This window comes from Draconibacterium orientale (assembly GCF_900111425.1).
GTDB lineage: Bacteria > Bacteroidota > Bacteroidia > Bacteroidales > Prolixibacteraceae > Draconibacterium > Draconibacterium orientale.
In genome coordinates, this window is the sequence record NZ_FOHT01000002.1 from 198,380 (window position 1) to 224,131 (window position 25,752).

Annotated in this window: 15 protein-coding genes; 9 read left to right on the plus strand and 6 right to left on the minus strand. The window is 42.3% G+C overall.

The annotated features are described in order from the left end of the window. The first annotated feature begins 30 nt into the window (after positions 1-30). The 5 genes from mfd to BMW53_RS02380 all read left to right on the plus strand — a co-directional run bounded on the left by mfd (position 31) and on the right by BMW53_RS02380 (position 7,367). On the plus strand, positions 31-3,372 hold the full coding sequence (gene mfd / locus BMW53_RS02360; RefSeq protein ID WP_038564317.1) for a transcription-repair coupling factor: 3,342 nt from the start codon (positions 31-33) through the stop codon (positions 3,370-3,372). Between the two features lie 189 nt (positions 3,373-3,561). Next, positions 3,562-4,266, plus strand: coding sequence for a hypothetical protein (locus BMW53_RS02365; protein ID WP_038557488.1), 705 nt, complete (start codon positions 3,562-3,564; stop codon positions 4,264-4,266). Positions 4,267-4,470: 204 nt separating this feature from the next. Beyond that, a complete protein-coding gene (locus BMW53_RS02370) occupies positions 4,471-5,187 on the plus strand; it encodes a hypothetical protein (RefSeq protein WP_038557487.1) in 717 nt (238 codons plus the stop codon). 213 nt (positions 5,188-5,400) lie between these two features. After that, the gene (locus tag BMW53_RS02375) at positions 5,401-5,778 is read left to right on the plus strand and encodes a BlaI/MecI/CopY family transcriptional regulator (protein WP_038557486.1); all 378 of its coding nucleotides are present in this window, start codon (positions 5,401-5,403) and stop codon (positions 5,776-5,778) included. Positions 5,779-5,780: 2 nt separating this feature from the next. Further along, positions 5,781-7,367: a M56 family metallopeptidase gene (locus tag BMW53_RS02380; protein WP_038557485.1), complete on the plus strand. Its 1,587-nt coding sequence runs from the start codon at positions 5,781-5,783 to the stop codon at positions 7,365-7,367. Positions 7,368-7,664: 297 nt separating this feature from the next. Here BMW53_RS02380 and BMW53_RS02385 read toward each other — a convergent pair whose 3' ends face one another. The 6 genes from BMW53_RS02385 to BMW53_RS02410 all read right to left on the minus strand — a co-directional run bounded on the left by BMW53_RS02385 (position 7,665) and on the right by BMW53_RS02410 (position 17,910). Beyond that, positions 7,665-8,126: a hypothetical protein gene (locus tag BMW53_RS02385; RefSeq protein WP_139178000.1), complete on the minus strand. Its 462-nt coding sequence runs from the start codon at positions 8,124-8,126 to the stop codon at positions 7,665-7,667. Between the two features lie 636 nt (positions 8,127-8,762). Then, the gene (locus BMW53_RS02390; RefSeq protein ID WP_038557483.1) at positions 8,763-10,643 is read right to left on the minus strand and encodes an alpha-amylase family protein; all 1,881 of its coding nucleotides are present in this window, start codon (positions 10,641-10,643) and stop codon (positions 8,763-8,765) included. Positions 10,644-10,736: 93 nt separating this feature from the next. Then, positions 10,737-12,575: a glycoside hydrolase family 13 protein gene (locus BMW53_RS02395; RefSeq protein WP_038557482.1), complete on the minus strand. Its 1,839-nt coding sequence runs from the start codon at positions 12,573-12,575 to the stop codon at positions 10,737-10,739. A gap of 181 nt (positions 12,576-12,756) precedes the next feature. Next, positions 12,757-15,066: a family 65 glycosyl hydrolase domain-containing protein gene (locus BMW53_RS02400; protein WP_038557481.1), complete on the minus strand. Its 2,310-nt coding sequence runs from the start codon at positions 15,064-15,066 to the stop codon at positions 12,757-12,759. Between the two features lie 18 nt (positions 15,067-15,084). Further along, positions 15,085-16,596 carry an MFS transporter gene (locus BMW53_RS02405; RefSeq protein ID WP_038557480.1) on the minus strand — a complete coding sequence of 504 codons (1,512 nt, stop codon included), beginning with the start codon at positions 16,594-16,596 and terminating at the stop codon, positions 15,085-15,087. Between the two features lie 297 nt (positions 16,597-16,893). Beyond that, entirely contained in the window at positions 16,894-17,910 is a 1,017-nt protein-coding gene (locus BMW53_RS02410; protein WP_038557479.1) for a LacI family DNA-binding transcriptional regulator, read from the minus strand. Positions 17,911-18,262: 352 nt separating this feature from the next. On the opposite strand from BMW53_RS02410, the gene BMW53_RS02415 reads away from it, so the two are divergent. Genes BMW53_RS02415 through BMW53_RS02430 form a run of 4 tightly spaced genes read left to right on the plus strand, consistent with a single transcriptional unit; the run spans position 18,263 to position 25,742 of the window. Continuing rightward, positions 18,263-21,199 (plus strand): SusC/RagA family TonB-linked outer membrane protein, encoded by a 2,937-nt coding sequence (locus tag BMW53_RS02415; RefSeq protein ID WP_038557478.1) that lies wholly within the window; start codon positions 18,263-18,265, stop codon positions 21,197-21,199. Positions 21,200-21,217: 18 nt separating this feature from the next. Further along, entirely contained in the window at positions 21,218-22,834 is a 1,617-nt protein-coding gene (locus BMW53_RS02420; protein ID WP_038557477.1) for a RagB/SusD family nutrient uptake outer membrane protein, read from the plus strand. Positions 22,835-22,852: 18 nt separating this feature from the next. After that, the gene (locus BMW53_RS02425) at positions 22,853-23,896 is read left to right on the plus strand and encodes a SusE domain-containing protein (RefSeq protein WP_038557476.1); all 1,044 of its coding nucleotides are present in this window, start codon (positions 22,853-22,855) and stop codon (positions 23,894-23,896) included. Positions 23,897-23,900: 4 nt separating this feature from the next. Continuing rightward, entirely contained in the window at positions 23,901-25,742 is a 1,842-nt protein-coding gene (locus BMW53_RS02430; protein ID WP_051567724.1) for a cadherin repeat domain-containing protein, read from the plus strand. The last annotated feature ends 10 nt before the right edge of the window (positions 25,743-25,752 follow it).

The following is a 25,752-nucleotide window of genomic DNA, read 5'->3' on the forward strand; positions in this document are numbered from 1 at the left end:
CAAAAATTATCTTTGCCAAAAATTCATCGTTTGGAAACAAGCACGTTTCTAAAATATTTCGAGGGGCATAGCGCAACAGCCAAAGTGCTAAAAAAGGCCGCTGCCCCCCCGGGTGAACTTATTCACCTGCATGGGCTTATTGGGTCTGCCAAAACCGTTTTACTGGCCAACGTATTTCAGCAAATTCAAAAAAATTGTGTGGTGTTGCTTAACGACCGCGAAGAAGCAGCCTATTTTTACGACGACCTGAACAACCTGGGATTTGCCGAAAACACCCTGTTTTTACCGTCGTCGTACAAACGATCGGTGCAGTACGATAATCCCGAGCAGGAAAACATTGTGCAGCGCACCGAGGTGTTAAACCTGCTTTCGGCTGCCGAAAAGCCCTACTTTGTTATTTCGTATCCCGAGGCAATCATCGAAAAAGTGATCTCGAACGAAAGCCTCGAAAACAATACGCTGCAGGTAAAAAGCGGCGATAAAATCTCCATCGATTTTATTAACGAGTTTTTGTACGAATACGGTTTCGAGCGAGTAGATTTTGTATATGAGCCCGGCCAGTTTTCGGTGCGCGGAAGTATTGTCGATATTTTTTCGTTTTCGCACGAAGATCCCTTTCGCCTCGATTTTTTTGGCGATGAAGTTGACTCTATCCGAAGTTTTGATATTGAAAATCAACTCTCGAAAGAGCGCCTAAATCATATTACCATTGTTCCGAATATTCAAAACAATTCGGTGGAAGGCGAGCGGGTTTCATTCATCGAATTTCAGCAGAAAGATTGTCTGTGGTTTGGGAATAATAGCAACCAATTTGTTGACCGTATTGCCGAACTGCACCGCCAAACCATAATCGCCCGCAAAGAGGAAGATATTGCTGATTTGCTTTTAACGCCGCCCGAATTGGAAAAGCAACTCAAAGCAAAAACTATATTTGATTTTGGGAATGACCTGGCCTTTACTGCCGACGAGAAAATAGAAATTGCCACTTCGATCCAACCGGTTTTCAACAAAAATTTTGAGCTATTGGGATCGAACCTTACGGATCACCAAAAAAACGGTTACGAACTTTTTATCCTTTCCAGCCAGGAAAAACAGATTGAACGGCTGCAAACAATTTTCAAAGATACAGGAGTTAATGTAAGCTTCAATCCTGTAAATTTTGTGTTGCACGAAGGGTTTATCGATCACAAACTGAAAGCCTGTTTTTACACCGACCACCAGATTTTTGAGCGCTACCACCGTTTTAAATTAAAAAACCGGAAAGCGCAACGCGAGGCCATTTCATTAAAAGAATTAAATAAACTGCATCCGGGTGATTATGTGGTTCACATCGATCACGGAATTGGGAAGTTTGCCGGGCTGGCACGCACCGAAGTAAACGGAAAAATGCAGGAAGCCATTCGTTTGGTTTACAAAGACAACGACTCGCTGTTGGTAAGTATTCATTCGCTGCACCGCATTTCGAAATACAAAGGCAAAGACGGTGGCGAGCCCAAAATTAACAAGTTGGGCACCGGAGCATGGCAAAAAATGAAAAACCGCACCAAGTCGAAGGTGAAGGACATTGCCAAGGAATTGATTGCCCTGTATGCCAAACGCCGTGCTGAAAAAGGTTATGCCTTTTCGCGCGACTCGTACCTGCAAACCGAACTGGAAGCATCGTTTATTTACGAAGATACTCCCGACCAGGAAAAGTCAACAGCAGCCGTAAAAGAGGACATGGAAAAAATTATGCCGATGGACCGTCTGGTTTGTGGTGATGTTGGTTTCGGTAAAACAGAAATTGCCATCCGGGCAGCTTTTAAAGCCGTTACCGACAGCAAACAGGTAGCTGTTTTGGTGCCGACAACCATACTGGCATTTCAGCATTTTAAAACATTTACCGAGCGTTTGCAGGATTTTCCGGTAAAGATTGATTACGTAAGCCGCCTAAAATCTACCGCCCAGGTAAAAGCTGCATTAAAAGATGTTGCCGACGGAAAAACCGATATTATTATTGGTACGCATCGTTTGGTAAGCAAGGATGTGAAGTTTAAAGACCTGGGCTTGCTGATTATTGATGAAGAGCAGAAATTTGGTGTTTCGGTAAAAGAAAAACTGAAGCAGTTTAAAGTAAATGTTGATACTTTAACCTTGACGGCGACTCCAATTCCGCGTACCTTACAATTCTCGTTAATGGGTGCGCGCGATTTGTCGATTATACAAACGCCGCCACCCAACCGCTACCCCATTGTTACCGAGGTGCACGGTTTTAACGAGCAAATGATAAAAGAAGCCATCCTGTACGAAATGGACAGAAACGGACAGGTTTTCTTTATTCATAACCGGGTACAGAATATTTATGAGGTTGAAGATACAATAAAACGTATTGTTCCGGGCGTAAAAACCGTCGTTGGCCACGGACAAATGGAAGGCCCGAAACTGGAAAAAGTAATGCTCGATTTTATTGATGCGAAATTCGATGTACTGATTGCCACTACAATTATCGAATCGGGGCTCGACATACCAAACGCCAACACCATAATAATTAACCACGCGCAAAATTTTGGATTAAGCGATTTGCACCAGTTGCGCGGACGTGTTGGCCGCTCGAACAAAAAAGCCTTCTGTTACCTTATTGCTCCGCCGCTTTCAACAGTTAGTGCCGAAGCGCGCCGGCGTTTGCAGGCCATCGAGCAGTTTTCGGAATTGGGCAGCGGTTTTAACATCGCCATGCAAGACCTCGATATTCGTGGTGCCGGAAATATGCTGGGTGCCGAACAAAGTGGTTTTATTGCCGACATTGGTTTCGAGACTTATCACCGCATTTTAAACGAAGCCATTCAGGAACTGAAACAGGACGAATTTAAAGATTTGTTTGTCGAAGAAGACAAGGCGCAATCGCAGGCTTTCCTGAATATAAAATTCGTAAACGACTGCACCATCGACACCGATATGGAACTGCTTTTCCCAAGCGACTACATTCCGGGAAATTCGGAGCGCATGATGCTGTACCGCGAGCTGGATAACATTGAAAGCAAGGAAGCACTGGACCATTTTACCAAAGGACTGCAAGACCGTTTTGGCGAACTTCCGCGCGAAAGCCGCGAACTGATCGACATTTTGCCACTGCGATGGAAAGCCATCGATTTAAGCATGGAAAGGATCATTCTGAAAAACAAAAAAATGATCTGCTACTTTGTTGCCGACCAGAAATCGTCGTTCTACCAATCGGGCGACTTTATCAAAATTGTACAATACGTTCAAAAAGGAAAATCGAAAGGTCGGATGAAAGAAACAAATGGGAAACTAACGCTCAGTTTTTCAAATGTTCCGAATGTGGAAACGGCCGATTATATATTGCGTGAGATTATTGATGAAGTAAAAAGCTGATCCCCTCATCATCAAAAATGCAATTTATTGCTAAGCTTAACGTTTTCCAATACACTCAATCTGATGCATTTAGTAGATGTTGTTAAAAAAATCACGATATTGGCATTTCGAGACAACCAAATCGAAAGAAACTACATTAAACAAATACTTAAACGCTGAATAACTTTAAAAATTAGAAATATGGACACAATGATGAAAATTGGAAAAACACTAACGATCCTTTTTCTTGTTGCCGGGCTTTTTGCCTGCAACGACGACGACAACTCAGTGCCTTTCGAGGTAATTGGCGATGTATATGTAATTAAACGTACCGTTAACGACGAAGTGAAATACGCCAACGCATATGTGGCCTGGGGCAACCAGCCAATGAGCCACGCTGAAGTTACCGTTCCCGGTGGTGCAAATTTCACTCTGAATCCGGCTTCTGAAAACCAGAATATATACGCAAAAGAGCCAACTTTGGCCGAATATAGCACTGCTGCTCCGGTAGAGGGAAATTACCAGTTTTTAGTGATAAACGAGGATATTACCCACGAATCGACTGACTTGCTTGATTTTGACAATATTGCTTTTACGCCCATTTCTTCGGCTGATATTGATAATAACATTTTAAGTGTACAATGGGAAACCAATAGCGCTGCAGACGGTTATCAAATCAGATTGATTAACCAAAGTGGAGACCTAGCCTTTTCTAGCGTAGCCTTACCAAAACAAATGGTTCGTTTTGACATTGGTACAAACACAGCTTCAGGCGCATGGTACGAAACTCCGGTAGCCGATAATGTTTATACGATAGAATTCCTCACAATTAGGTATGAAGATGATGCCACCAGTTTAGATGCGGTTAAAAACATTCAGGAAATTGCTGTTACCGAAGGTGAAGTTACCTGGTAACAAAAACCTAAAACAATAGATAAACCGTCTGAATTTCAGGCGGTTTTTTTTGCGCCCAGCTACAGCCTGATCTCCGTAATTCATTACTATTACAAAAAAAATAATTTGTCAAGCAACTATTCTTAATCCAATTGCATCTACCAGGAGATATATGAATAGTTAGCAATTCAGAATAATTCAATTTAAATTTTAAAACAAAACAAAATGATTAACATTCAGAAAATTGGCAAATTAGTTTTACTAGCGTTTATTGTAACCGGGTTTTGGGCATGTAACGATGATGATCCGGAAACATTTAATGTAATTGGTGAGGTTGTTACCCTTAAAAAGTCCATCGATGGAGAAGAAAAATTTGCGCTAAGCTATTACGCCTACGCCAACATGAAAATGGATTCGGCCAGCATTGACTTTGCCGGCGATTCAACACTTACTCTTTCATCAGCAGATGCGCAAAAACTCACCTACTTTTTTGAACCTTCAGATGCAGGTTTTGCCACTACTGCTCCGGAAACAGAAAATTATGATTTTTTGGTAGTTAACAACGATGTAGAATATACAGCTACTGAAAATCATGTTTTTACAGATGTGGATATCCCTACAATCGATTCAGTGGGTGTAACAACCAGTAGCGAATCAGTTTATGTTGAATGGATCAACCATGAAGATGCGCAAAATTATGTGGTTCAGATATTAAATGATGACCATGAAACAGTTTTTAATAGCTATATTATAGCAGACGATGCAGAAAGTTTTACTGCTGAACAAGGTACAGGATCATGGGAAACATCATTAACCAGCGGAGAAACCTATATTATAGAAGTTCGGGCATTGATATTTGAAGATAATGCAACCAATGCTGATTTTTTCTATCAGATAGAGACCATTGCAATTGCTTCGGAGGAATTCATCTTCGAGGACTAAAAATAGAAACCAATACAACCGCTTGTTTTTCAGGCGGTTTTTTTGTGCCTTTTTTATACTTACTATTTTTATAGTAGCTTTTCTATTAAAATAGTTTTATTTCTAGTTTTTTAGTACTACATTTGTAGTAGACAAATTAAAAAACACTAAAAATACTATTCGTTGGTTTCGGGACCCAGTATCAAGAATCCAATATCCAGAATCAATAACAAAATGAAAACATTGACAAAAGCAGAAGAACAGGTAATGCACATTCTCTGGAGTTTAAAAGAGGGAGTTGTTAAGCAGGTAGTTGACGAATTTGGCGATGACAAGCCCGCCTACACTACCGTAGCAACCGTTTTAAATGTGCTGGAGAAAAAGGGATTTGTTACCCACAAAAAAATTGGCAATACGAATCTTTTTTCGCCTGCAGTTAGTAAAACGGATTACACAAAAGTGCAGTTTTCGTCGTTATTGAAAAACTACTTCAATGGCTCATTCCCGAAAATGGCTACCTTTTTTGCCAAAGAGAACAACCTGGGAATAGAAGAGCTGGAAGAAATGTTAAAGCTGACAGAAAACGAATTAAACAAAGAAAAGAAAGACTAACCATGGAAACTTCGCTGTTCTATTTAGTAAACGCATCCGGAGGAATTGTTCTTTTCTACCTGGTGTACTGGTTGTTTCTTCGTAACGAAACATTTCATGCAGCCAACCGCTGGTTTCTGGTAGGCTCCTTGCTTTTGGCCATCCTGCTTCCACTGGTTCCGGTTCGCTACGAAGTTTTAATCGAAGCCAGCGAAGGTGCAAAAACCGGCGCTCATACCATTGCCGATACGTTCAAAAATATTCCCGTATTTAAAGGAGCCGAAGAAAGCGCTACAACCTTTGGCTGGCAACAGGCCATTCTGCTGATTTACCTCACTGGAGCGGCTATTTTCCTGCTTCGTTTGCTTACCCAAACTGCTGTTCTTATTCATTTAATGATAAAATACCGCGTTACATCTTTAAACGGCATGCGCGTGGTAGAAAACGAAAAATACGGACTCCCCTTCTCATTCTTTAATATTGTTTTTATCAATCCGAAATTTCATACTCAGGACGACCTGCCGGAAATTCTGGCGCACGAAAAAGTGCACATTCGTGAGCATCACTGGTTCGACCTGCTTTTTATAGAACTGTTAACAGTCATCTTTTGGTTCAACCCATTTATTTGGATGTTTGAACGAGCAATTAAACAAAACCATGAGTACCTGGCCGACAAAGGTGTTCTTGCGCAGGGACACACTGTGGGCCGCTACCAGGCTTTATTAGTAAACCAGCTGATGGGCATGCAAATTATTGGTATCACCAATAACCTGAATTTTGCCCTTAGCACAAATCGATTAAAAATGATGACGAAAAAGAAAACATCGGCCCACCGGCTGATACGATTTACCTGGGCACTGCCCGCGCTTGCGCTGTTGTTGTTCGCTTTTGCCGAGCCAAACTACCGGATGCAGGAGCTAAATGAGACGGAAATAGCCGATCAGGAAACTTCAGCCACAAAAACACTGAAAATTTCTGGTTTGGTTGTTGATGAAAACGACGAACCTTTACCCGGCACTTCCGTGGTTGTTAAAGGTGGGACCACAGGATGTGTTAGCGACTTGCAAGGCAGGTTCACGCTCGAAGTCCCTGAAAAGACCGCAATCGTACTTTCCTTTGTGGGCAAAAAAACCATTATCGACGATTACATGGGAATTCTGTCGGGCAAAGATGGTGAAGTGTACAAACGCACCTACAAAATGGAGGATGAAATAATTGGAATTGGACTTGCCACTGAACTACTTGCTGTAAACGATAATGACAAGATGGCTCCACCTCCGCCACCACCTCCGCCACCGTCTAACGATGAAATGTTTTACATTGTTGAAGATATGCCAAATTATCCGGGAGGATCAGAGGCCTTGAACAACTTTGTTTACAAGATGCAAAACAAATTGGCTTCTGCTAAAAATATAAAAGGAAAAGCTAAAGTGTTGTTTACGGTAAATGCCAAAGGCGAAGTGAGCGATATTAAAATTGTTGAGCAAGACAACGACGCTGCAGCAAAAGGAGCTTACACCATTGCCAGCGAAATGCCTGATTGGGTACCTGGCAAACAGCGAGGCAAAGCTGTTCCTGTAAAATACATGCTTCCTGTAGAGTTTAAATAACAGAAAATTAGAATAACCTTTTTTACGCATTCACCCGTTGACTCAAAAGTCACCGGGTGAATATTATTATTTACTTCCCACAATACGATTCACCGGGTGGACCGAAGCCATCCGGTGAAACTGCTTATTTTTCAGATTGACCAAGACTGAAACCATCGGGTAAAACGCAACGCCTTCCTCTTCACCCGTTGACTCAATGTCACCGGGTGAATATTATTACTTCCTAAAATACGATTCACCGGGCGGACCAAAGCCATCCGGTGAACCTGGTTAGAAGTCCTATTCACCGGATAAATATTACATCAGCTTCAATCCAAATTCTTCTACTCTACTTTCACATACTAAGGTTCCATTTCGTAAGCCTGAAAAATCACGGCAGGATGAAAACTCCCAGTCTTCTTGATTTTCAACTAATTTTCCCGACACCGGATTTAAATGAATATAATTAAAACACACTTGTGGATAGCTTCTCTCCGGATCTTCAATATTAACTATAGTTCCAAAGTTACTTTGAAACCATGCCGGTGTTATTTCAGAATTATCAGTTAAACATTTAGCTTTCGTTTTCATTTGAAATAACGATCCTGTTCTATTTTCCTGATTATTTATTGCCCTGGTATACGAACGCAACAAAACAGCGATTGATTTGTAAAAATCTCTTCGTTTGTTAACACAGGTACCCCATTTTACCCCATATTTATCCTTACTTTCCCCATTACTATTTTCCACTTCAATTTCGAAACTATTCAGGTAAACCATTAAATGAAAATGGTTTGGCATTAAACACCATGCCAGAACATCTGCATGAGGCAAAATGTGTGCTCGAATCTTTTTTAAAAAGAAAAGATAATTCTGATGATTGAAAAATATCTTTTAAGAATTGTTCCCTCGATTATAAATATGATAGATATTGTTTTCTTCGAATTGCATGGATAATCAACTTAGCCTCAAGTTACAAAAAATATTATAAAATACGATTCACCGGGTGGACCGAAGCCATCCGGTGAAACGCAACGCCTTTCAGTTCATCCGTTGACTCAAAAGTCACCGGGTGAATAAACGTTTATAAAAAACGAAAGGCCGGTTCAATAACCAGCCCTTTCTCAATCAACCTAAACCTAAACTAAACCAAAAACCAAACCATCTTTTATGGTATGTAAACCTTTATGAAAAAAGATTTGTAACAGTAAAACACCTGTTGGTTAAAAAGGTTTACCGAGTTGTGATGTTTTTTATTTTGATCGAAAAGTTTTTCTCGCAGATTACGCGAATACCTGCAGAATTTTCCTTGCTTCTCACTTTACGTTTTATGCGCTAAGCGCGTTAATAAGGATAAATTGATATTGCAGAGAAATTTCTCGCAGATTACGCGGATAGCCGCAGATTTTTGCCGTGTTATTCAACAATATCAACGAGCACATCCATTTTCAAAATGAATGATTCCAGGCCTGCTAATGCCAGTTCAACCTTTCCCTTTCCATTTTTCACCTCCAGTACCAATTCCTTTTCATTTGTCAATTGGTCGGTTAGTTTATACCAACCATCAGTTAAATGCATGGACTTCAGCGTTTGTTCATCCAGTTTTAATTGAAACTTGTGCGGTACTTCCCCGAAGTTACTCACCACCAGCAAACGGTCATCGCCTTTCCAACGCACAAACGAAAATACTTTGTCGGTGTATCCTTCAGTATTTTGGCGATTGTACGAATGAATTTCTTTGTACTCGCCCATTAAAGCTGAAGATTGGGCAGAAAAACTTAATAGCGTTTTATAGAATTCGTTCAAAGCTTTCTCTTCCGGTGTTGATTGTCCACCATCAAATTTTCCATTGTTCATCCATCGTTGATGGGCGGGCACACCGCAGTAATCAAATATCGAAGTTCGTGTTTCATCGCCAAAACCCATATCGCCATCGCCGGGTTCACCAACATTTTGTCCAAAATAAATCATGGTTGGCGAAGTGCTCAAACAAGTTGAAACCACCATTGCAGGTTTGCCTTTTTCGGCACTTCCGGCAAAACCATCACTGGCAATACGCTGCTCGTCGTGGTTTTCAAGAAAGTGCAACATATGGTGTTCAATATCTTGCAAGCCATCGTAAATCGCCGGAATATTATCGGTGCTTCCGTGCCCCTGCATAATGTGTTTTAGCGTGTCGTACAGCTCCACTTTGTCGTACAGGTAATCCATTTTCCCTTTGCGGATATAATCGCGGTAAAGTGCTGGATTATAAACTTCAGCCAACAGAAAAGCCTCAGGTTTTTTCATTTTCAGGGCCGAGTTCATGTAACTCCAGAATTCCACCGGAACCATTTCGGCCATATCGTATCGGAAACCATCCACGCCTTTATCTAACCAGTAAATGGCAATATCTTTGAATTTTGTCCACGAATCCGGCACATCTTTATCCTGCCAGAACTCGTAATGAGCTCTATAATCTTCCCTTTCAAAATCTTCAGGAAGCAGATCAAAATCGTATGTTCCATCGGGTTTTACACCGTAATTTACTTTTACCGTTTCGTACCAGTCGTAAAATCCGGGCTGTGCTAAGCGTGCGCCATTACCGGTCCATTTTGCCGGATTTTCATCAAACTTTCCATCAGCCAGCGGATGTGCATCGCCTCCCAAAGGCAGGTAACCATTCAAAAATTCCGGCACCTGAAATGCCTCGCCGGGGATGTAATAGAAGTTATTATCGCGTTTATACTCCACCGAAGTGTCGTCGTTTTCGCCAAAATCGGAAACACCTTCAGGTTTCGAAACCGACTGGTAATTGCGGGCAACATGGTTGGGAACGATATCGATGATTACTTTCATGCCGTGTTTATGCGTTCGTTCGATTAAGGCTTCAAATTCGGCCAATCGGTTTGCCGGATCAACTGCCAGATCGGGATTTACATTGTAATAATCTTTCACCGCATATGGCGAGCCGGCGCGGCCTTTTACCACATCGGGGTCGTCGTTTGAAATGCCATAGGCAGTATAATCCGTTATTACATCATGATGCGGAACACCCGTGTACCAGATGTGTGTAACGCCCATCGATTTAATTTCCTCCAAAGCCCGGTCGGTAAAATCATTGAACTTTCCCACTCCGTTCTCTTCAATCGTTCCCCACGGTTTGTTGGTGGTGTTGGTATTCCCGAACAAACGGGTAAACACCTGGTAAACCACATATTTTCCTTCCGGCGAATCTGGTTGTGCATGCTTTTGTTTTTGCGTGGGCTGGCAGGCAAAAAGTGCCAGAATTAAAAGGATGGATGTTAGTTTTTTCATAATAGTAGAACGCAGATTACACGGATTTAATCGAGAAACGCAGATATGATCAGAGCGAATCTGTTCAATCTGCGTTCTCAGTGTTCAAATTTCTTATTTATTCAACTCAACAATAACTGCTGATTTTGCAGGAACGATAACTTCAGAGATATCCGGAATTGTGTTTCCTGAAATAATTTCTTTGCCCGACTTATAACCATCGATTACTTCGTTAAAACGATCGGTTTTTATGGTTTTTGCTTCGGTGTTTTTATTCAGAATGACCATCACCGCCTCATCTTTGTTGTAACGGAAATAGGTGTAAGTTCCATCTTCCGGAACAAAGTGCATTAATTTTCCGTGGTGAATTACATCGGCACTTTTACGCCAGTTCTGGATTTTAGAAATGTACTGCTGCATATCTTTTGCAGCATCGCTCATTCCTTCGCCGGTGAAAGCATTTACTTTGTCGCCTTCCCAACCGCCGGGATAATCGGCACGAATATCGCCGTGTTCGCTTCCATCGTGACGCATCAGAATTTCGGTACCGTAGTAAATTTGTGGAATTCCGCGGGTGGTTAAAAAGAAGGTCACACCCATTTTCAGCAGATCAACATCTTCGCCAACCTGCACATAAAAGCGCGACATATCGTGGTTATCCGGGAAAATAGTCAGGTTTTCGGTAGCGGGATACTGAAAATCGTTCGATAGCATTTCGTAAATTTGCATCAATCCGCCATCCCAGCTCTCCTCATTTTTCAGCGCTTCGGCAACTGCATTTTGCAAGGGAAAATCCATCATACTTGGCGCATAATTTTTATATCCGTCGGCATTGTATTTTCCTTTTTGCCAGTACGAAACAATGGCCGGATTTAAACTCCATTCTTCGCCAACAATATTAAAGTTCGGATACTCAACCAGCAATTCTTTGGTCCAGTCGCTCATCATATTCTTGTCGGGATAAGGCCAGGTGTCCTGGCGAATTCCTTCCAGACCCACATACTCTGTCCACCAAATGCTGTTTTGAATAAGGTATTTAGCCAGATATGGATTTTTCTGGTTCATATCGGGCATAGCGCTTACAAACCAGCCGTCAACCATTGCTTTCCGGTCAGCTTCCGACACATGCGGATCCTGGTTAACTGTACGCCTGTGATTGGTGATTTTCATATCAGGATAATTATTTATCCAGTCGCTCATGGGCATATCGTGCATCCACCAGTGTTCCGATCCACAGTGGTTAAAAATCAGGTCCATAATCAGTTTCATGCCGCGTTTATCGAGTTCTTCGTTTAACTCGCGGTATTCTTCGTTCGAGCCATAACGCCGGTCAACCTGGTAAAAATCGGTACAGGCATATCCGTGGTACGACGATTCGGGCATATCGTTTTCCAGCACAGGATTTAACCAAACAGCTGTAAATCCCATGTCTTGCAGGTAATCCAGCGAATTGATAATTCCGCGGATATCGCCACCGTGGCGGCCGTAATTATAATCGCGATCAAGGCCTTCTTTCATTCCTTCCACCTCGTCGTTGCTGGTATCGCCATTCACAAAACGGTCGGGAGTAATCAGGTAAATTACGTCTGATGAATTAAATCCTTCGCGTTTTGCCGATCCCTGTTCGCGGCTCCATAATTCGTAGGTGTAGCTATCTACAATTTTGTCGCCTTGTTTAAATTGAATTTCAAATTCACCGGCTTTTACATCTTCTGCCAGTTTCAGATCGATAAACAGGTAGTTCGGATTTTCCACTTTTGTTGTGGCTTCCAGAGTAACTCCCGGATAATCGATCACCACATCGGTTTTTGAAATATCCTTCCCATAAATCAATAATTGCAAATCAGGATTTTTCATTCCGGCCCACCAGTTTGGCGGCTCAACTCGCGCCACTTCCTGCCCCACAACATTCAATGTAAGCAGGATGATAAACAAAGTGATTAGTTTCTTCATTATGAATTGGTTTTAATATTTTACATTTCCTTTACCCCTTACCCTGTCGGGAGTTCCCCTAAAAAGGGGAACAAACATCAACCAAATTTTCACGGTTGTTTCAAAGCTCCAATTTTGCTTAAAACTGTTTCCCCTCGCGAGGGGAAATGTCGACAGACAATAGGCTAAATATCGTATACTTTTACTTTTTAATTTCAAGGGTTGAGTTTCCGGCAATTTTGTGTTCGGTTCCCCAAACTGTTGCGGCAACATCAACAGCTGAATGATTGATGATTAAGAACAACTCCCGCTGCTTTTTCACCTCCAGGTGGGCACCTCCAAAATCAATGCGGAATCCGTAAGATTTCCACGATTCAGGCAGGAACGGATTAAAAGTGAGTTTGTTATTTACTACACGCATTCCACCAAATGCCATTACAAACGACATCCACGTTCCGCCCATACTTGTAATGTGCAAACCGTCTTCAGTGTCGTTATTGTAATCATCCAAATCCAGGCGAGAAGTGCGTAAATACATTTCGTATGCTTTATCCTGGTAACCAATTTTTGCTGCCAGAATAGAGTGAACACATGGCGACAACGACGATTCATGAACAGTCAAAGGCTCGTAAAAATCGAAATGTCGTTTGAGTTCTTCGGTGGTAAAGTTCTCCTGAAATAGGTACAAACTCTGCAAAGTATCGGCCTGTTTAATATATGGAGCGCGCAATATACGGTCCCACGACCAGTTTTGGTTAATGGGTAAATCCTCTGCCGGTAGTTCAGCCACCGGAGTCAAATCCTTATCCAAAAAACCGTCCTGTTGCAGGTAAATATCGCGCTTCTCATCTCTCGCGAAATACATTTTATCGATGATATCCTTCCAACGCGCGGTTTCGTTCAACTCGTTGAATTTCCACTTTTTCACCATTTCCTCGAACAGGAACGGGAATTCCTTTTTCAAGTAATCAATAGCTTCAAGCGTATATTTTAATGTCCACACTGCCAGGTAGCTGGTATGGAAATTATTGTTTACGTTATTTTCGTATTCGTTTGGCCCGGTAACGCCCAGCATTACATACTTTTCTTTGTCAACCGACCAGTTTACGCGTTGGCTCCAAAAACGACTAATACCCAGCAACACCTCAAAACCCATCGGAGCAAGGTATTCTTTATCGCCGGTGTAATTTATATAGTCGTAAATAGCATAGGCAATGGCGCCATTTCGGTGAACCTCTTCAAAAGTAATTTCCCATTCGTTGTGGCATTCTTCGCCGTTAATGGTAACCATTGGGTACAAGGCCGCACCATTTTTAAAGCCCAGTTTTTCGGCATTTTCAATGGCTTTTTCCAGGTGTTTACGACGGTAAACCAACAGGTTCCGCGCAACTTTTTGTGGCGCTGTACTCAAATAAAAAGGCAAACAATACGCCTCGGTATCCCAATACGTTACGCCGCCATATTTTTCGCCGGTAAATCCTTTTGGCCCGATATTCAGCCGCTCATCTTCGCCCGAATAGGTTTGATTGAGCTGAAAAATATTAAAGCGAATTCCCTGCTGAGCAGCAACATCGCCTTCAATTTTTATATCGCTGGTTGCCCATTTTTGCAGCCAGCGGTTTTTATGACTTTCGAACAGGGCATCGAAACCAGCCTCAACAGCCAAATCCACAGCTTCTTTTGCCTTTTCAGGAAGGGCTTCTTTTTCATAATCAAGGGAAGAAACAGTTGAAGAGAATTTCTCCACAACAATTTCATCGCCCTTCTCTACCGAAACACTTTGAGATGCCTCGATATATTTCTCCCTTTCCCCGTTCGTGATATCTGTTTCAACTTTATTTCCGTTTTTTAGCAGCTGAAACCACATTCCGGTACTTAACTGAAACCCGGTTTTTAGCGTTTCAACTGTGAGGTAACCTTCGGGTCCGCCAACGGCACGGGCAACTTCTACCCAAAATTTCTCGTCGTAATTCGAGTCTTCGTTCTCCACATCGCCATCGAGATAAGGCGTCACTTTTAGCTCGCCATCAAAATTAAGCGCTTTTACCGTGTAGCGAATTGCACCAATTTCTGTGGCAACAGTGCTTACAAAGCGGTGCGAACAAACCTCAACCTGGTTACCATTTTGCAACTCGGCAACAAAACAACGCGTTAACAAACCGTGTTGCATGTCGAGCTCGCGTTTAAACGAAAGTACTTTTGCCTTTGCCAGATCGAGTTCTTCACCATTAATGGCAACTCCAATTCCAATCCAGTTGGTTGAGTTGATGATTTTGGCAAAATACTCCGGATAGCCGTTTTTCCACCATCCCACGCGGGTTTTGTCGGGGTAATAAATACCGGCAACGTATGTTCCGTTCAGCGTGTCGCCCGAATATTTTTCCTCGAAATTGGCGCGCTGGCCCATTTTTCCGTTTCCGATACTAAAGATACTTTCGGAAATCCGGTTATGCTCAGGAACAAAACCCTCTTCAACTATTTTCCAGTCGTGATGAATGATATAATTCTTCATCTCAGTGTTTTTAATTTTTTAATTTTCAGTTGCAACGTCTTTTACAAAAAGTACCAACACGGCAGCTATTACCATTGATACTCCTCCAAAAACGAGTGCTAAAATCGACTCTCCTCCAAACAGATCTTTTACCATGAAACCCAAAATGGTTGCCGCCAGAATTTGCGGTATTACAATAAAGAAGTTGAAAATCCCCATGTAAATTCCCATTTTATTCGATGGCAACGAGCCAGTAAGAATGGCATAGGGCATAGATAGAATACTTGCCCAGGCAATGCCAACACCAATCATGGGCACAATCAGCCAGTTTGGATCGTTAAACAGGTAGATGGAAGCCAGGCTCACACCACCAATTACCAAACTAATGAAGTGCGTAATTTTACGGTTGGTGTACTTTGCTATTACAGGCAAAGCAAATGCCATTAGCGCAGCCACACCGTTATAAACCCCAAAAAGAATGGTCACCCAGTCGGCACCGTCGTTGTACAATTTTGTGGTGGTATCCGAAGTTCCGTACACGTGGCTGGTAATTCCTGCGGTGGCATAAATCCACAAAGCGAATAAACCCACCCAGGTAAAAAACTGCACCAATGCCAGTTGTTTCATGGTAAGGGGCATACGCAATAAATCGCTGAAAATCTCCACCAGCGCATTCTTGTCCTTCTTCTGCGATTTTAGCAAAGCTGCCATCATCATCAGTAAAAAGAACAGGAAAAGAATACCTCCGAGAATGTACAACTCTTTTTCCAGCTCCATTAGTTTTGTAACTACTACTATCAGCAAACCCAGCAGCCCCATAACTCCACCAACTTTAGCAAAGCGGCTGCTTGCCACTTCCGCTTCATTAAGCACCTCATCTTTGTTGGTTGTTTGTCTTTCGTTTTCTTCAAAGGCTTTCAGGTCTTCGGGCGGGTATTCTTTGGTTGAAAAAATAGTCCAGAGAATGGCCAGAAAGAAAACGACACCTCCAATATAAAACGACCAGCGCACCGATGGAGGAATAACTCCTTCGGGAGCCGTATTCGGAATGTTCAGCCAGTTGGTCATTGCATACGGAAGCACCGATCCCACTACGGCACCGGTTCCAATAAAAAAGCTTTGCATGGCAAAACCCTGGGTGCGTTGTTCGTTGGGCAGCATATCGCCAACAAAAGCGCGGAAAGGCTCCATGGAAACATTAATGGACGCGTCCATTATCCAAAGCGTTCCGGCAGCTACCCACAACGCGGGCGAGTTAGGCATTAACAACAATGCCAGCGAAGCGAAAATGGCTCCGAACAAAAAGTAAGGCCGTCTTCGTCCGAGGCGGTTCCAGGTTTTATCGCTCATGTGCCCGATAATCGGCTGAACAATTAATCCGGTAACCGGTGCGGCAATCCACAAAATCGGGATGTCTTCAACATTGGCCCCAAGCGTTTCGAAAATACGGCTTACATTGGCATTCTGCAGGGCAAACCCAAACTGTATCCCCAGAAAACCAAAACTCATATTCCAAATCTGCCAAAAACTTAACGTAGGTTTTTTGCGCATAATAATCGTTTTAATTTGTAGCAAAGCTGTATGTACTAACAAGATGATACAACAAAAGAACTTTTGCTGCTAAACACGAAGTATGTGAATTGAAAAATTGCCTGCACAAATATAAGTCAGAATAGAAGTAAATTCCAAACCACCGATTGTGCGAACAGTTGAAAAACAGTACTTTTTAGCGAAAAATGATCATTTCAAACGTTTGCGGAAGGTGAAAATATATTCTACAACATATTTTTACGTAATTGCTGAAATCGGTCAATAATTACATCGAATTCTTAAAATCTGACTAGTATATTATATAATGGAAGATCCTCTGACGATCAAATCGGCATTCAACACTTTTGTTTCGGCCGGATATTCATCGTCTTCCGAAAGAATTCGTTTTAGCAACATTTGAGTTGCCAATGTTCCCATTTCGTAACCGTGCTGATCGACCGAAGTAAGCGTAGGGTCGGTAATTCCTGAAAAGCGGCCATCGGAAAAGCCAACAATTGCAATTTCGTCGGGTATTTTGTAGCCTTTTTTCTGAATAGTTTGCATAGCTCCAATAGCCGTAAGATCGTTGGTGGCAAAAACACCGTCGAACTTAATCTTTTGGTTAATCAGCTTCATGATCGCCATTCGGGCTTTTTCAAACGAGTCGGCTTCCAAAATCAGGTTTTCGTCGGCAGGAATACCGGCTTCGCTCAACGCTTTCAGGTAACCATTTTTCCGGTTTTGCCCAATCAGCAAAGCCATTGGTCCGCCTAAATGCGCAATCCGCGTTCTTCCGCTATCGATTAAATGACGGGTTGAACGATACGCCGCATCAAAGTCGTCGATAATTACCTGGTCGGCAATTATATCCGGCACAACACGATCATAAAATACAATGGGCACTTCGTTATTCTGAAAATTTTTGAAATGTTTATAATCGGTAGTATGTTTTGAAATGGAGACCAAAACACCATCAACACGGCTTGCCAGCAGTGTTTTAGCATTGGCCACCTCGCGCTCGTAACGCTCGTTGCTTTGGCAGATAATTACGTTAAAACCGGCTTCGTATGCCACATCTTCAATTCCGCTAATAACCGATGAGAAAAAATAGTGTACAATTTCGGGAATGATAACTCCAATGGTGTTACTGCGCCTTTGTTTTAAACTCAATGCAACGGCATTGGGCTGGTAATTCAGCTTTTGGGCCAGTTCCTGAACAGCACGTTTTGTTTCCTTACTGATATCGGGGTGGTCTTTCAACGCCCGCGAAACCGTTGACGCTGAAATATTCAATTCACGAGCTAAGTCTTTTATAGTTACCAGTCCGCTTTTCATCTTCCTCTTATTTCCCCCGTTGTTGATTAATGATTTTACTTGCTCCTTTGTTTAAGGCTTTACGCAAATGTAAGCATTTAGCCCAAATCTTTTACCTAAAATCGACGCATTAAATGTACCAACCAGCAACCACCTGTTTTATAACATATTGGGCGCAAACGTCACCGCAAACGTTTGCATTAACGGGTGTGTTAAAAAACGTAATTTTTTCTTAACAATTATTATACATTCGCCGTTGAACTTTAGCATTTGTTGAGCACAAAGTCTCTGTAACGAATTGATTTATTGCCTATTTAAATGAGTTAAAGAGAATTTAACAAACAGGAAGATTCATAAACTAATAACATGTAAAATGAGGATTATTCGTAAAAACCTTAAAGTAGTCTTGTTTTTGGTTGCCATGCTGAGCTTTACACTTGGTTATGCGCAGGTAAAAACAGTTACAGGTACTGTTAGCGATGCCGGTAACGGCGAGCCTTTACCTGGTGTTACCATTGTAGTTAAAGGAACTACACAAGGAACAATTACCGATTTCGACGGAAATTTCAGTCTTAATGTGGAAGAAGGACAAACCATCGTTCTTTCGTACATTGGCTACACGCCACAGGAAGTTATTATTTCGGCTTCAAATCTGGTAAATGTTAAGTTGGAACAATCAACAGAAAACCTCGACGAGGTTGTTGTAATTGGTTACGGACAAGTAAAAAAAGAAGATGCTACCGGTTCGGTTACTGCAGTTCGTGCCGACGACTTTAACAAAGGAAATATTACATCGCCACAGGATTTATTGGTTGGTAAAGCATCTGGTGTTGTTATTACTTCATCAGGAGGTGCTCCGGGAGCAGGTTCAACCATTCGTATTCGTGGAGGTTCATCGTTAAACGCTTCCAACGATCCGTTGATCATTATTGACGGAATTCCAATTGCCAATGACGATGTATCGGGAGGAAACAACTTTATGAGCTTTGTGAATCCCAACGACATTGAATCGATGACTGTTCTGAAAGATGCTTCTGCAACTGCTATTTATGGTTCGCGTGCATCAAACGGTGTAATTATTATTACTACCAAGAAGGGACAAGCCGGAAGACCAATGCAAATCAATGTGGATGTAAAAACTTCGGTTTCAACTCCTATTAAATACGTAGATGTATATTCGGGCGATGAAATCAGACAAATTGCACAAAGCAAACCTGAACTATACTCTCCTGAAACTTACGATTTATTGTGGAATGCGAATACAAACTGGCAGGAAGAAATTTTCCGCACTTCCATTTCGCAGGATAACAATGTAAGTATTTCGGGTTCTGTAAAAAATATTCCTTACCGTGCTTCGGTAGGCTATACCAACCAAAACGGTATTCTTAAAAATACCTACATGAGAAGGCTAACCGGTTCGTTAAGTGTAAATCCGACTTTACTTGAAGGTGCCCTGAAGGTTAACCTGAATGTAAAAGGAATGACTACCGATAATAACTTTGGTGATTCGGGAGCAATTGGTTCGGCAATTAGTATGGACCCAACAAAGCCGGTTTACGATGCTTCGAAAACTGGTTCGGCTGGTTATTTCCAGTGGGAAAACTACGGTGCAAACCTTGGTACGCCTAACCCGGTAGAACAATTGATGGAAGTTGACAATAAATCGGATGTAAACCGCATTGTTGCAAATGCGCAATTCGATTATAAAATTCCATTTATTGAAGGCTTGAATGCAAACCTGAATATTGCTACCGACCAATCGAAAGGTGACGGATACAACAACCGCCCCGTAACTTCGCCTTCAACCTTAACAGGCGAAACCGTTGGAATGGTAAGTACATTTTGGTCGGAGAATTCGAACGATCTGCTCGATTTTTACCTGAATTACAAAACAGATATTGAAAAAATAAACAGTGTACTGGATGCAACTGCCGGATATTCGTGGCAACATTTTCAGCGCGAAGGCGGAAACTACCGCGAAGGTATCAGCCAGCCTGAATCTTCTTACATTTCAGAAAACTACCTGGTTTCGTTCTTTGGTCGTGTAAATTACACACTGGCTGATAAATACCTGCTTACATTTACTTTACGTAACGATGGTTCGTCACGTTTCCAGGGAGATAACCAGTGGGGCTTGTTCCCTTCAGCAGCATTTGCATGGAAAATTAAAAACGAAAGTTTCCTTCAGGATGCTGACTTCCTTTCTAATTTAAAACTGAGATTAGGTTGGGGGGTTACCGGCCAGCAAGACATTGGTAACGATTATCCTGCACAAGCAACTTATGTTTCTTCATCAGGTGGTTCGTGGTATCCGATCAACGGTGAATACCAACCAACATTACGTCCGAATGCATACGATCCGGACATTAAATGGGAAGAAACTACCACACAAAACATCGGACTTGATTTCGGTTTTATGAAAGACAGAATTACCGGTGCCATTGATGTGTACAAACGTGTAACCGACGATCTTTTAAATACCGTTACCATACCAACAGGAAGTAACTTTTCGAATACCTTGCTAACCAACGTTGGTAGCCTCGAAAACAAAGGGGTGGAACTTTCGATCGACTGGCGGGCAATTTCCAGAGAAGATATGTTCCTGAATATTGGATTTAACATTTCGTACAACGATAATAAAATTACCAAACTGTTGCTGAATGACGATCCGGATTACATCGGCATTCTCTACGGTGGAGCCATGACCGGAGTTAACCAGGTAACCCGCGTAGGTTATCCAGCCTATTCATTCTTTGTAAACCAGCAAGTTTATTATCCTAACGGAAAACCTATCGAAGGTATGTATGTTGATTTATCGGGAGAAGGCGGTACTGTTAACGGAGACAACAACGACAAGTACATTTACCACAACCCGGTAGCGGATGTGCTAATGGGACTTTCTGCAAGTTTCAACTATAAAAATTTCGATGCTTCGTTCTCATCTCGCATAAGCCTTGGTAACTATGTTTACGATGGTGTTACTGCCGGTTCGTCGTACGACCAAATGTACCAAATCGGTTACTGGAAAAACATGCCAAGAACATTGAATGAAACACAGTTTGTAAAACGCCAGTTTACCAGCGATTACCTGGTAAGCAACGCTTCATTCTTTAAGCTCGATAACGTTAGTGTAGGTTACACATTTAATGAACTGAAAGGAAGATTGATTCCACGACTCAGTTTCACCGTTCAAAATGCAGTAACTATTACAAAATACGATGGACTCGATCCTGAAGTATCAGGCGGTATAGATAATAACTTCTATCCTCGTCCCCGTACTTTCATGTTAGGAATCGGATTTACGTACTAACCCTTTAAAATATTAGCGATGAATAAGTTAAAATCAATTTTCATTATATTACTCTCAACCCTGCTGTTTACAGCCTGTGTTGACGATTTGGATGTTACCCCAAAAGATCCGGATGTGATTATGGCTGGTAACCTGGAAGACGACCCGGCATACATGCCACAGGTTTTGGGTAAAATTTACGCCAGCTTTATTATTGCCGGTCAGGGAGCTAACGGAGGTTCTGATATCAGCGCTTCCGATGAGAACTTTTTTACAACCATGAGGGCACTTTGGAATCTTCAGGAGATTACAACCGATGAAGCTATTTGTGCCTGGGGCGATGTGGGTATTTCTGATTTGACTACACAAACATGGAGCCCAAGTAACCCATTCCTTACTGCTTTATACCAGCGTTTAGGATTAAGTATTACTTATGCCAACGACTTTATTTCGTTAACAAATGGCAGCAGCGATCCGAAAGTAATTCAGTACAATGCCGAAGCAAGATTTTTGAGAGCTTTAGCTTATTACTGGTTTATGGATTTATTCGGAAATCCTCCGTTTACTACCGAAGAAGACGGAGTTGGTAAATTCTATCCCGAGCAGATTCAGCGTGCCGATTTATTCGACTACGTAGTTACTGAATTGAAAGCAATCGAAGATATCCTTCCCGATGCCGGAACAGGAACTTATCCTCAGGCTGATAAAGGTGCTGTTTGGATGTTACTTGCACGCGTTTATTTAAATGCAGAGGTATACACCGGAACCGCACATTGGGACGATTGTAAAACATACACCGATAAAGTGATCAACAGCGGAGCTTATGCTTTGGCCCAAGATTATCGTCAGAACTTTAGTGCTGATAATAACTACCCAACAAACCCTGAGATGATTTTTGCCTGGGAGCAAGACGGCACAAATACTCAAGGTTATGTGGGAACCACTTTCATAATCGAATCAAGTAGCGATGCCACTTATATTCGTGCTGAAGATTACCACGGACTAACATCCAATACTAACTGGAACGGAAACCGTGCACGTAAAGACTTTATGAATATTTTGGTAGATACACTGGCAACTTATGGTGGCCCGATTGACATGAACGACGTTGAATTTTCTCAGGCAAAAGACAAACGTACCTTCCTGAAAATGAAACTAAGCATTGATATTCCGAGTGCCTCATCGAGCGGCGATTATGGAATTGGTGTTTACAAATTTACAGCCCTTAACCACGATGGTACACAACCTGCAAATTATAACGCAGCTTATGCCTGCACCGATTTCCCGATTTTCCGCCTGGCTGATGCCTATTTAATGCGCGCTGAAGCACTGTTCAATATGAACGACGCTGCCAATGCAGTAAAAGATATCAATATCATCCGTGAACGTGCCTACGGAAGTACTGAAGGAAATATTACCACTGCCGATCTTACTTCACAGTTTATTCTTGACGAACGTGCCCGCGAATTTTATTACGAAGCTCAGCGCCGCACCGACCTGATTCGCTTCGGCCAATTTACCGACGGAGATTACAACTGGCAATGGAAAGGTGGCGTATTCAACGGAACTGCAACAAGCAGTCACCTGAATCTTTTCCCTATTCCGGGAGATGAAGTTTCGGCTAATAGCAACATCACGCAAAACACTGGTTATTAATCGTTAAAGACTTAAAACATGAAAAAATTAATATATATAACTTTCGTTGGGCTTTTGGGATTACTTTTTGCCTGTGAGAAAGACGGAGATCAAATCTTTCTTCCGGACAATCCTACTGCGCCAACAATTGTTTCGATGCCCGATTTAACATTGGAAAGAAACAATGGAACCAATATCTTAGAATTTGTTGGAACACCTGTTGATCCCGGGTTTGTTGCTTCAGCACGTTATTTCCTGGAAGCTTGTGAATCTGGCGACGGTTTTAATGATGTAATACAAATTCTGAGCTCTAATGAAGCGACATCATTTACGATTTCAGTAAGTGATTTGAACGGACTGTTGTTGAAGAAATTTCCTGCTGACGAGGTATCGTCTCTGGATTTCAGAATTCGTTCGCGTTTGGTTGTTGATGCGGGAACAGGTGCTCCCGGTGCTGCCGACGATACTTTTGAATATATCTCTGAAACGCAGACAGCAAATGTTACGCTTTATGGTTTGCCACGTTTAGACCTGTTAAACTCTGGTATTGATCAGAAAATTGAGTCGGCTTTAGGAAATGGTGAATACTTTGGTTACGTAAAACTCGACGAAACCATGTCGTTTAACCTTTTAGATCCGGATAATTCAGTAACCTATGGTGGTACCGATGGTACACTTGAAGAAAACGGAGCTGCAGTTCCGCCTCTTTCTAACGGATGGCATCAGTTATCAGTAAGCCTTAACGATATGACTTACGAACTGTTGGATTTCAGAATTGGCTTAATTGGCGATGCAACACCTAACGGTTGGGATGCTCCTGACCAGAAAATGGAATATAATCCGCAAACAGGATTATGGAGTATTACACTTGATTTGGTAGTTGGTACCGTAAAATTCAGGGTGAACGACGATTGGAGTGGTTCGATAAACCTTGGATTGGGCGATGCCGACAATCCACAGTATACAATGGACAACCTATGGAACAGTGGAAGCAGCCAAAATATTCCGATCGACGAAGCGGGTAATTATACCATCACCTTGTCGATTGGTAGTACTTATAGCGCAACAATAACTAAAAACTAAGAAAATGAAACGAAATAAAATATTGATCTTATTTGCATCGTTGATTGTGGCTGTGGCATTGTTTTCGGCGTGTACCGAAGACACCGCAGATGTTCGGCTGGAACCGACACTCTCAACAGCCAATACCTTAAATGTAACTTCGGATTCGGCAACTGTTGTTGGTTTTGTTGTTGCCGAAGGCGATGGATTTACAGAACGTGGCGTGTGTTACAGCACAACTGAAGGACCAACTGTAGATGGTAATAAAACCATTTATTCGGAAAATACACCTGATGCTACTTTCTATGTAACATTATCAGGACTCGATTATGCCACAAAATACTACGCCCGTGCTTATGCTACCGGTGAGGCCGGAACGGTTTACGGCGAAGAAGTAACTTTTACTACCTTGCCTGTTGTACCATTCCTTACAACTGCTGAAATTTCTGAGATTACCGGAAATTCAGCAATGGGTGGTGGAGCAGTTACCGGAAACGGAGGAGCAGATGTTACTGCTTATGGTATTTGCTTCGGAACATCTGAAAATCCGACTACAGCCGACGCCACAACCAACGATGGTGAAGGAACCGGAGCTTTCGAAAGTATGTTGAGCGAACTTCAGGGAAATACAACATACTACGTGCGTGCCTACGCTACCAACAGCGCCGGTACCGGTTACGGACCACAGGTTTCGTTCACCACTTTGGTTGACTTACCAAAAGTTACTACAACTGCAGTAAGCGGCATTACCAAAACTTCGGCTGTAACAGGCGGAGCCGTTACAAACAACGGAGGTGCTGACATTACACAATATGGTATTGTTTGGGGATTAAATTCTGAACCAACAATTACGGACAATGTAATTGAAGCAACCATGGAAATGGATTCGTTTGTTGTCGATCTTACCGAACTGGAGAAATATACAACTTATTACGTTCGTGCGTTTGCGACAAACAGTGCAGGTACAGGCTATGGCGAAAACATTGAATTTACAACGCTTGCCGATATTCTTACCTGGTATATTCCGGGCGATTACGTTGAAGCCAGTTATCCGGGCTCAGGTCTGTCAAACTGGTCGCCGGAAAACTCACCTTACGTTATGAGTACTATCGATAACGGAACCAGCCTTGAAGGTTATGTATATATGGCAAATGCCGATAACCAATGGAAATTTGCCACACAGCCAAACTGGGATGGTCCGAATTATGGCGACGGTGGAGACGGTGTGCTCGATGCCAACGCTGATAATATTCATTCTCCAGCAGGTTATTACAAATTAAATGCTGATGCAACTGCCGGAACATTTACCGCAGTAGCAACCGAGTGGGGTGTTATCGGAAGTGGTTCGCCAAACGGCTGGGATGACGAAACAGCATTGGCTTACTCTCCTGAAGATACAGAATGGCAAGGCGTTATGCACTTAACTGCCGAAGAAATTAAATTCCGTGCGAACCACAGCTGGGATTACAACTATGGTAGCGATGCTGCGGATGGTACACTTCAGGCCGGCGGCCAAAATATTCCGGTTGACGTTGAATCGGATTACGCCATAGTTCTGGATTTAAGCACACCAAATGAGTATACTTACAGCTTGAACCGCTGGGGATTGATTGGTGATGCCACTCCGGGTGGATGGGACAACGATACCAACATGACCTGGGATGCTGACAATGGCGTATTCACTGCAACACTTGACCTGGTTGCCGGAACATTTAAATTCCGCGCAAACGATGGTTGGGATGTTAACTACGGTGGCGACATTAATGCACTTTCTGCCGGTGGCGACAACATTGCTGTTGCTGAAGATGGAAATTACACAATTACTTTCGATCCTTGGGGATTGACAGCGACTGTAACTAAAAATTAAATTAGAAAAT

What these genes read in the sequence shown, in the direction of transcription:
- BMW53_RS02365 (WP_038557488.1), top strand. Translation starts at nt 3,562, where the DNA reads ATGATGAAAATTGGAAAAACACTAACGATCCTTTTTCTTGTTGCCGGG.
- BMW53_RS02370 (WP_038557487.1), top strand. Translation starts at nt 4,471, where the DNA reads ATGATTAACATTCAGAAAATTGGCAAATTAGTTTTACTAGCGTTTATT.
- BMW53_RS02375 (WP_038557486.1), top strand. Translation starts at nt 5,401, where the DNA reads ATGAAAACATTGACAAAAGCAGAAGAACAGGTAATGCACATTCTCTGG.
- BMW53_RS02380 (WP_038557485.1), top strand. Translation starts at nt 5,781, where the DNA reads ATGGAAACTTCGCTGTTCTATTTAGTAAACGCATCCGGAGGAATTGTT.
- BMW53_RS02385 (WP_139178000.1), bottom strand. Translation starts at nt 8,126, where the DNA reads ATGGTTTACCTGAATAGTTTCGAAATTGAAGTGGAAAATAGTAATGGG.
- BMW53_RS02390 (WP_038557483.1), bottom strand. Translation starts at nt 10,643, where the DNA reads ATGAAAAAACTAACATCCATCCTTTTAATTCTGGCACTTTTTGCCTGC.
- BMW53_RS02395 (WP_038557482.1), bottom strand. Translation starts at nt 12,575, where the DNA reads ATGAAGAAACTAATCACTTTGTTTATCATCCTGCTTACATTGAATGTT.
- BMW53_RS02400 (WP_038557481.1), bottom strand. Translation starts at nt 15,066, where the DNA reads ATGAAGAATTATATCATTCATCACGACTGGAAAATAGTTGAAGAGGGT.
- BMW53_RS02405 (WP_038557480.1), bottom strand. Translation starts at nt 16,596, where the DNA reads ATGCGCAAAAAACCTACGTTAAGTTTTTGGCAGATTTGGAATATGAGT.
- BMW53_RS02410 (WP_038557479.1), bottom strand. Translation starts at nt 17,910, where the DNA reads ATGAAAAGCGGACTGGTAACTATAAAAGACTTAGCTCGTGAATTGAAT.
- BMW53_RS02415 (WP_038557478.1), top strand. Translation starts at nt 18,263, where the DNA reads ATGAGGATTATTCGTAAAAACCTTAAAGTAGTCTTGTTTTTGGTTGCC.
- BMW53_RS02420 (WP_038557477.1), top strand. Translation starts at nt 21,218, where the DNA reads ATGAATAAGTTAAAATCAATTTTCATTATATTACTCTCAACCCTGCTG.
- BMW53_RS02425 (WP_038557476.1), top strand. Translation starts at nt 22,853, where the DNA reads ATGAAAAAATTAATATATATAACTTTCGTTGGGCTTTTGGGATTACTT.
- BMW53_RS02430 (WP_051567724.1), top strand. Translation starts at nt 23,901, where the DNA reads ATGAAACGAAATAAAATATTGATCTTATTTGCATCGTTGATTGTGGCT.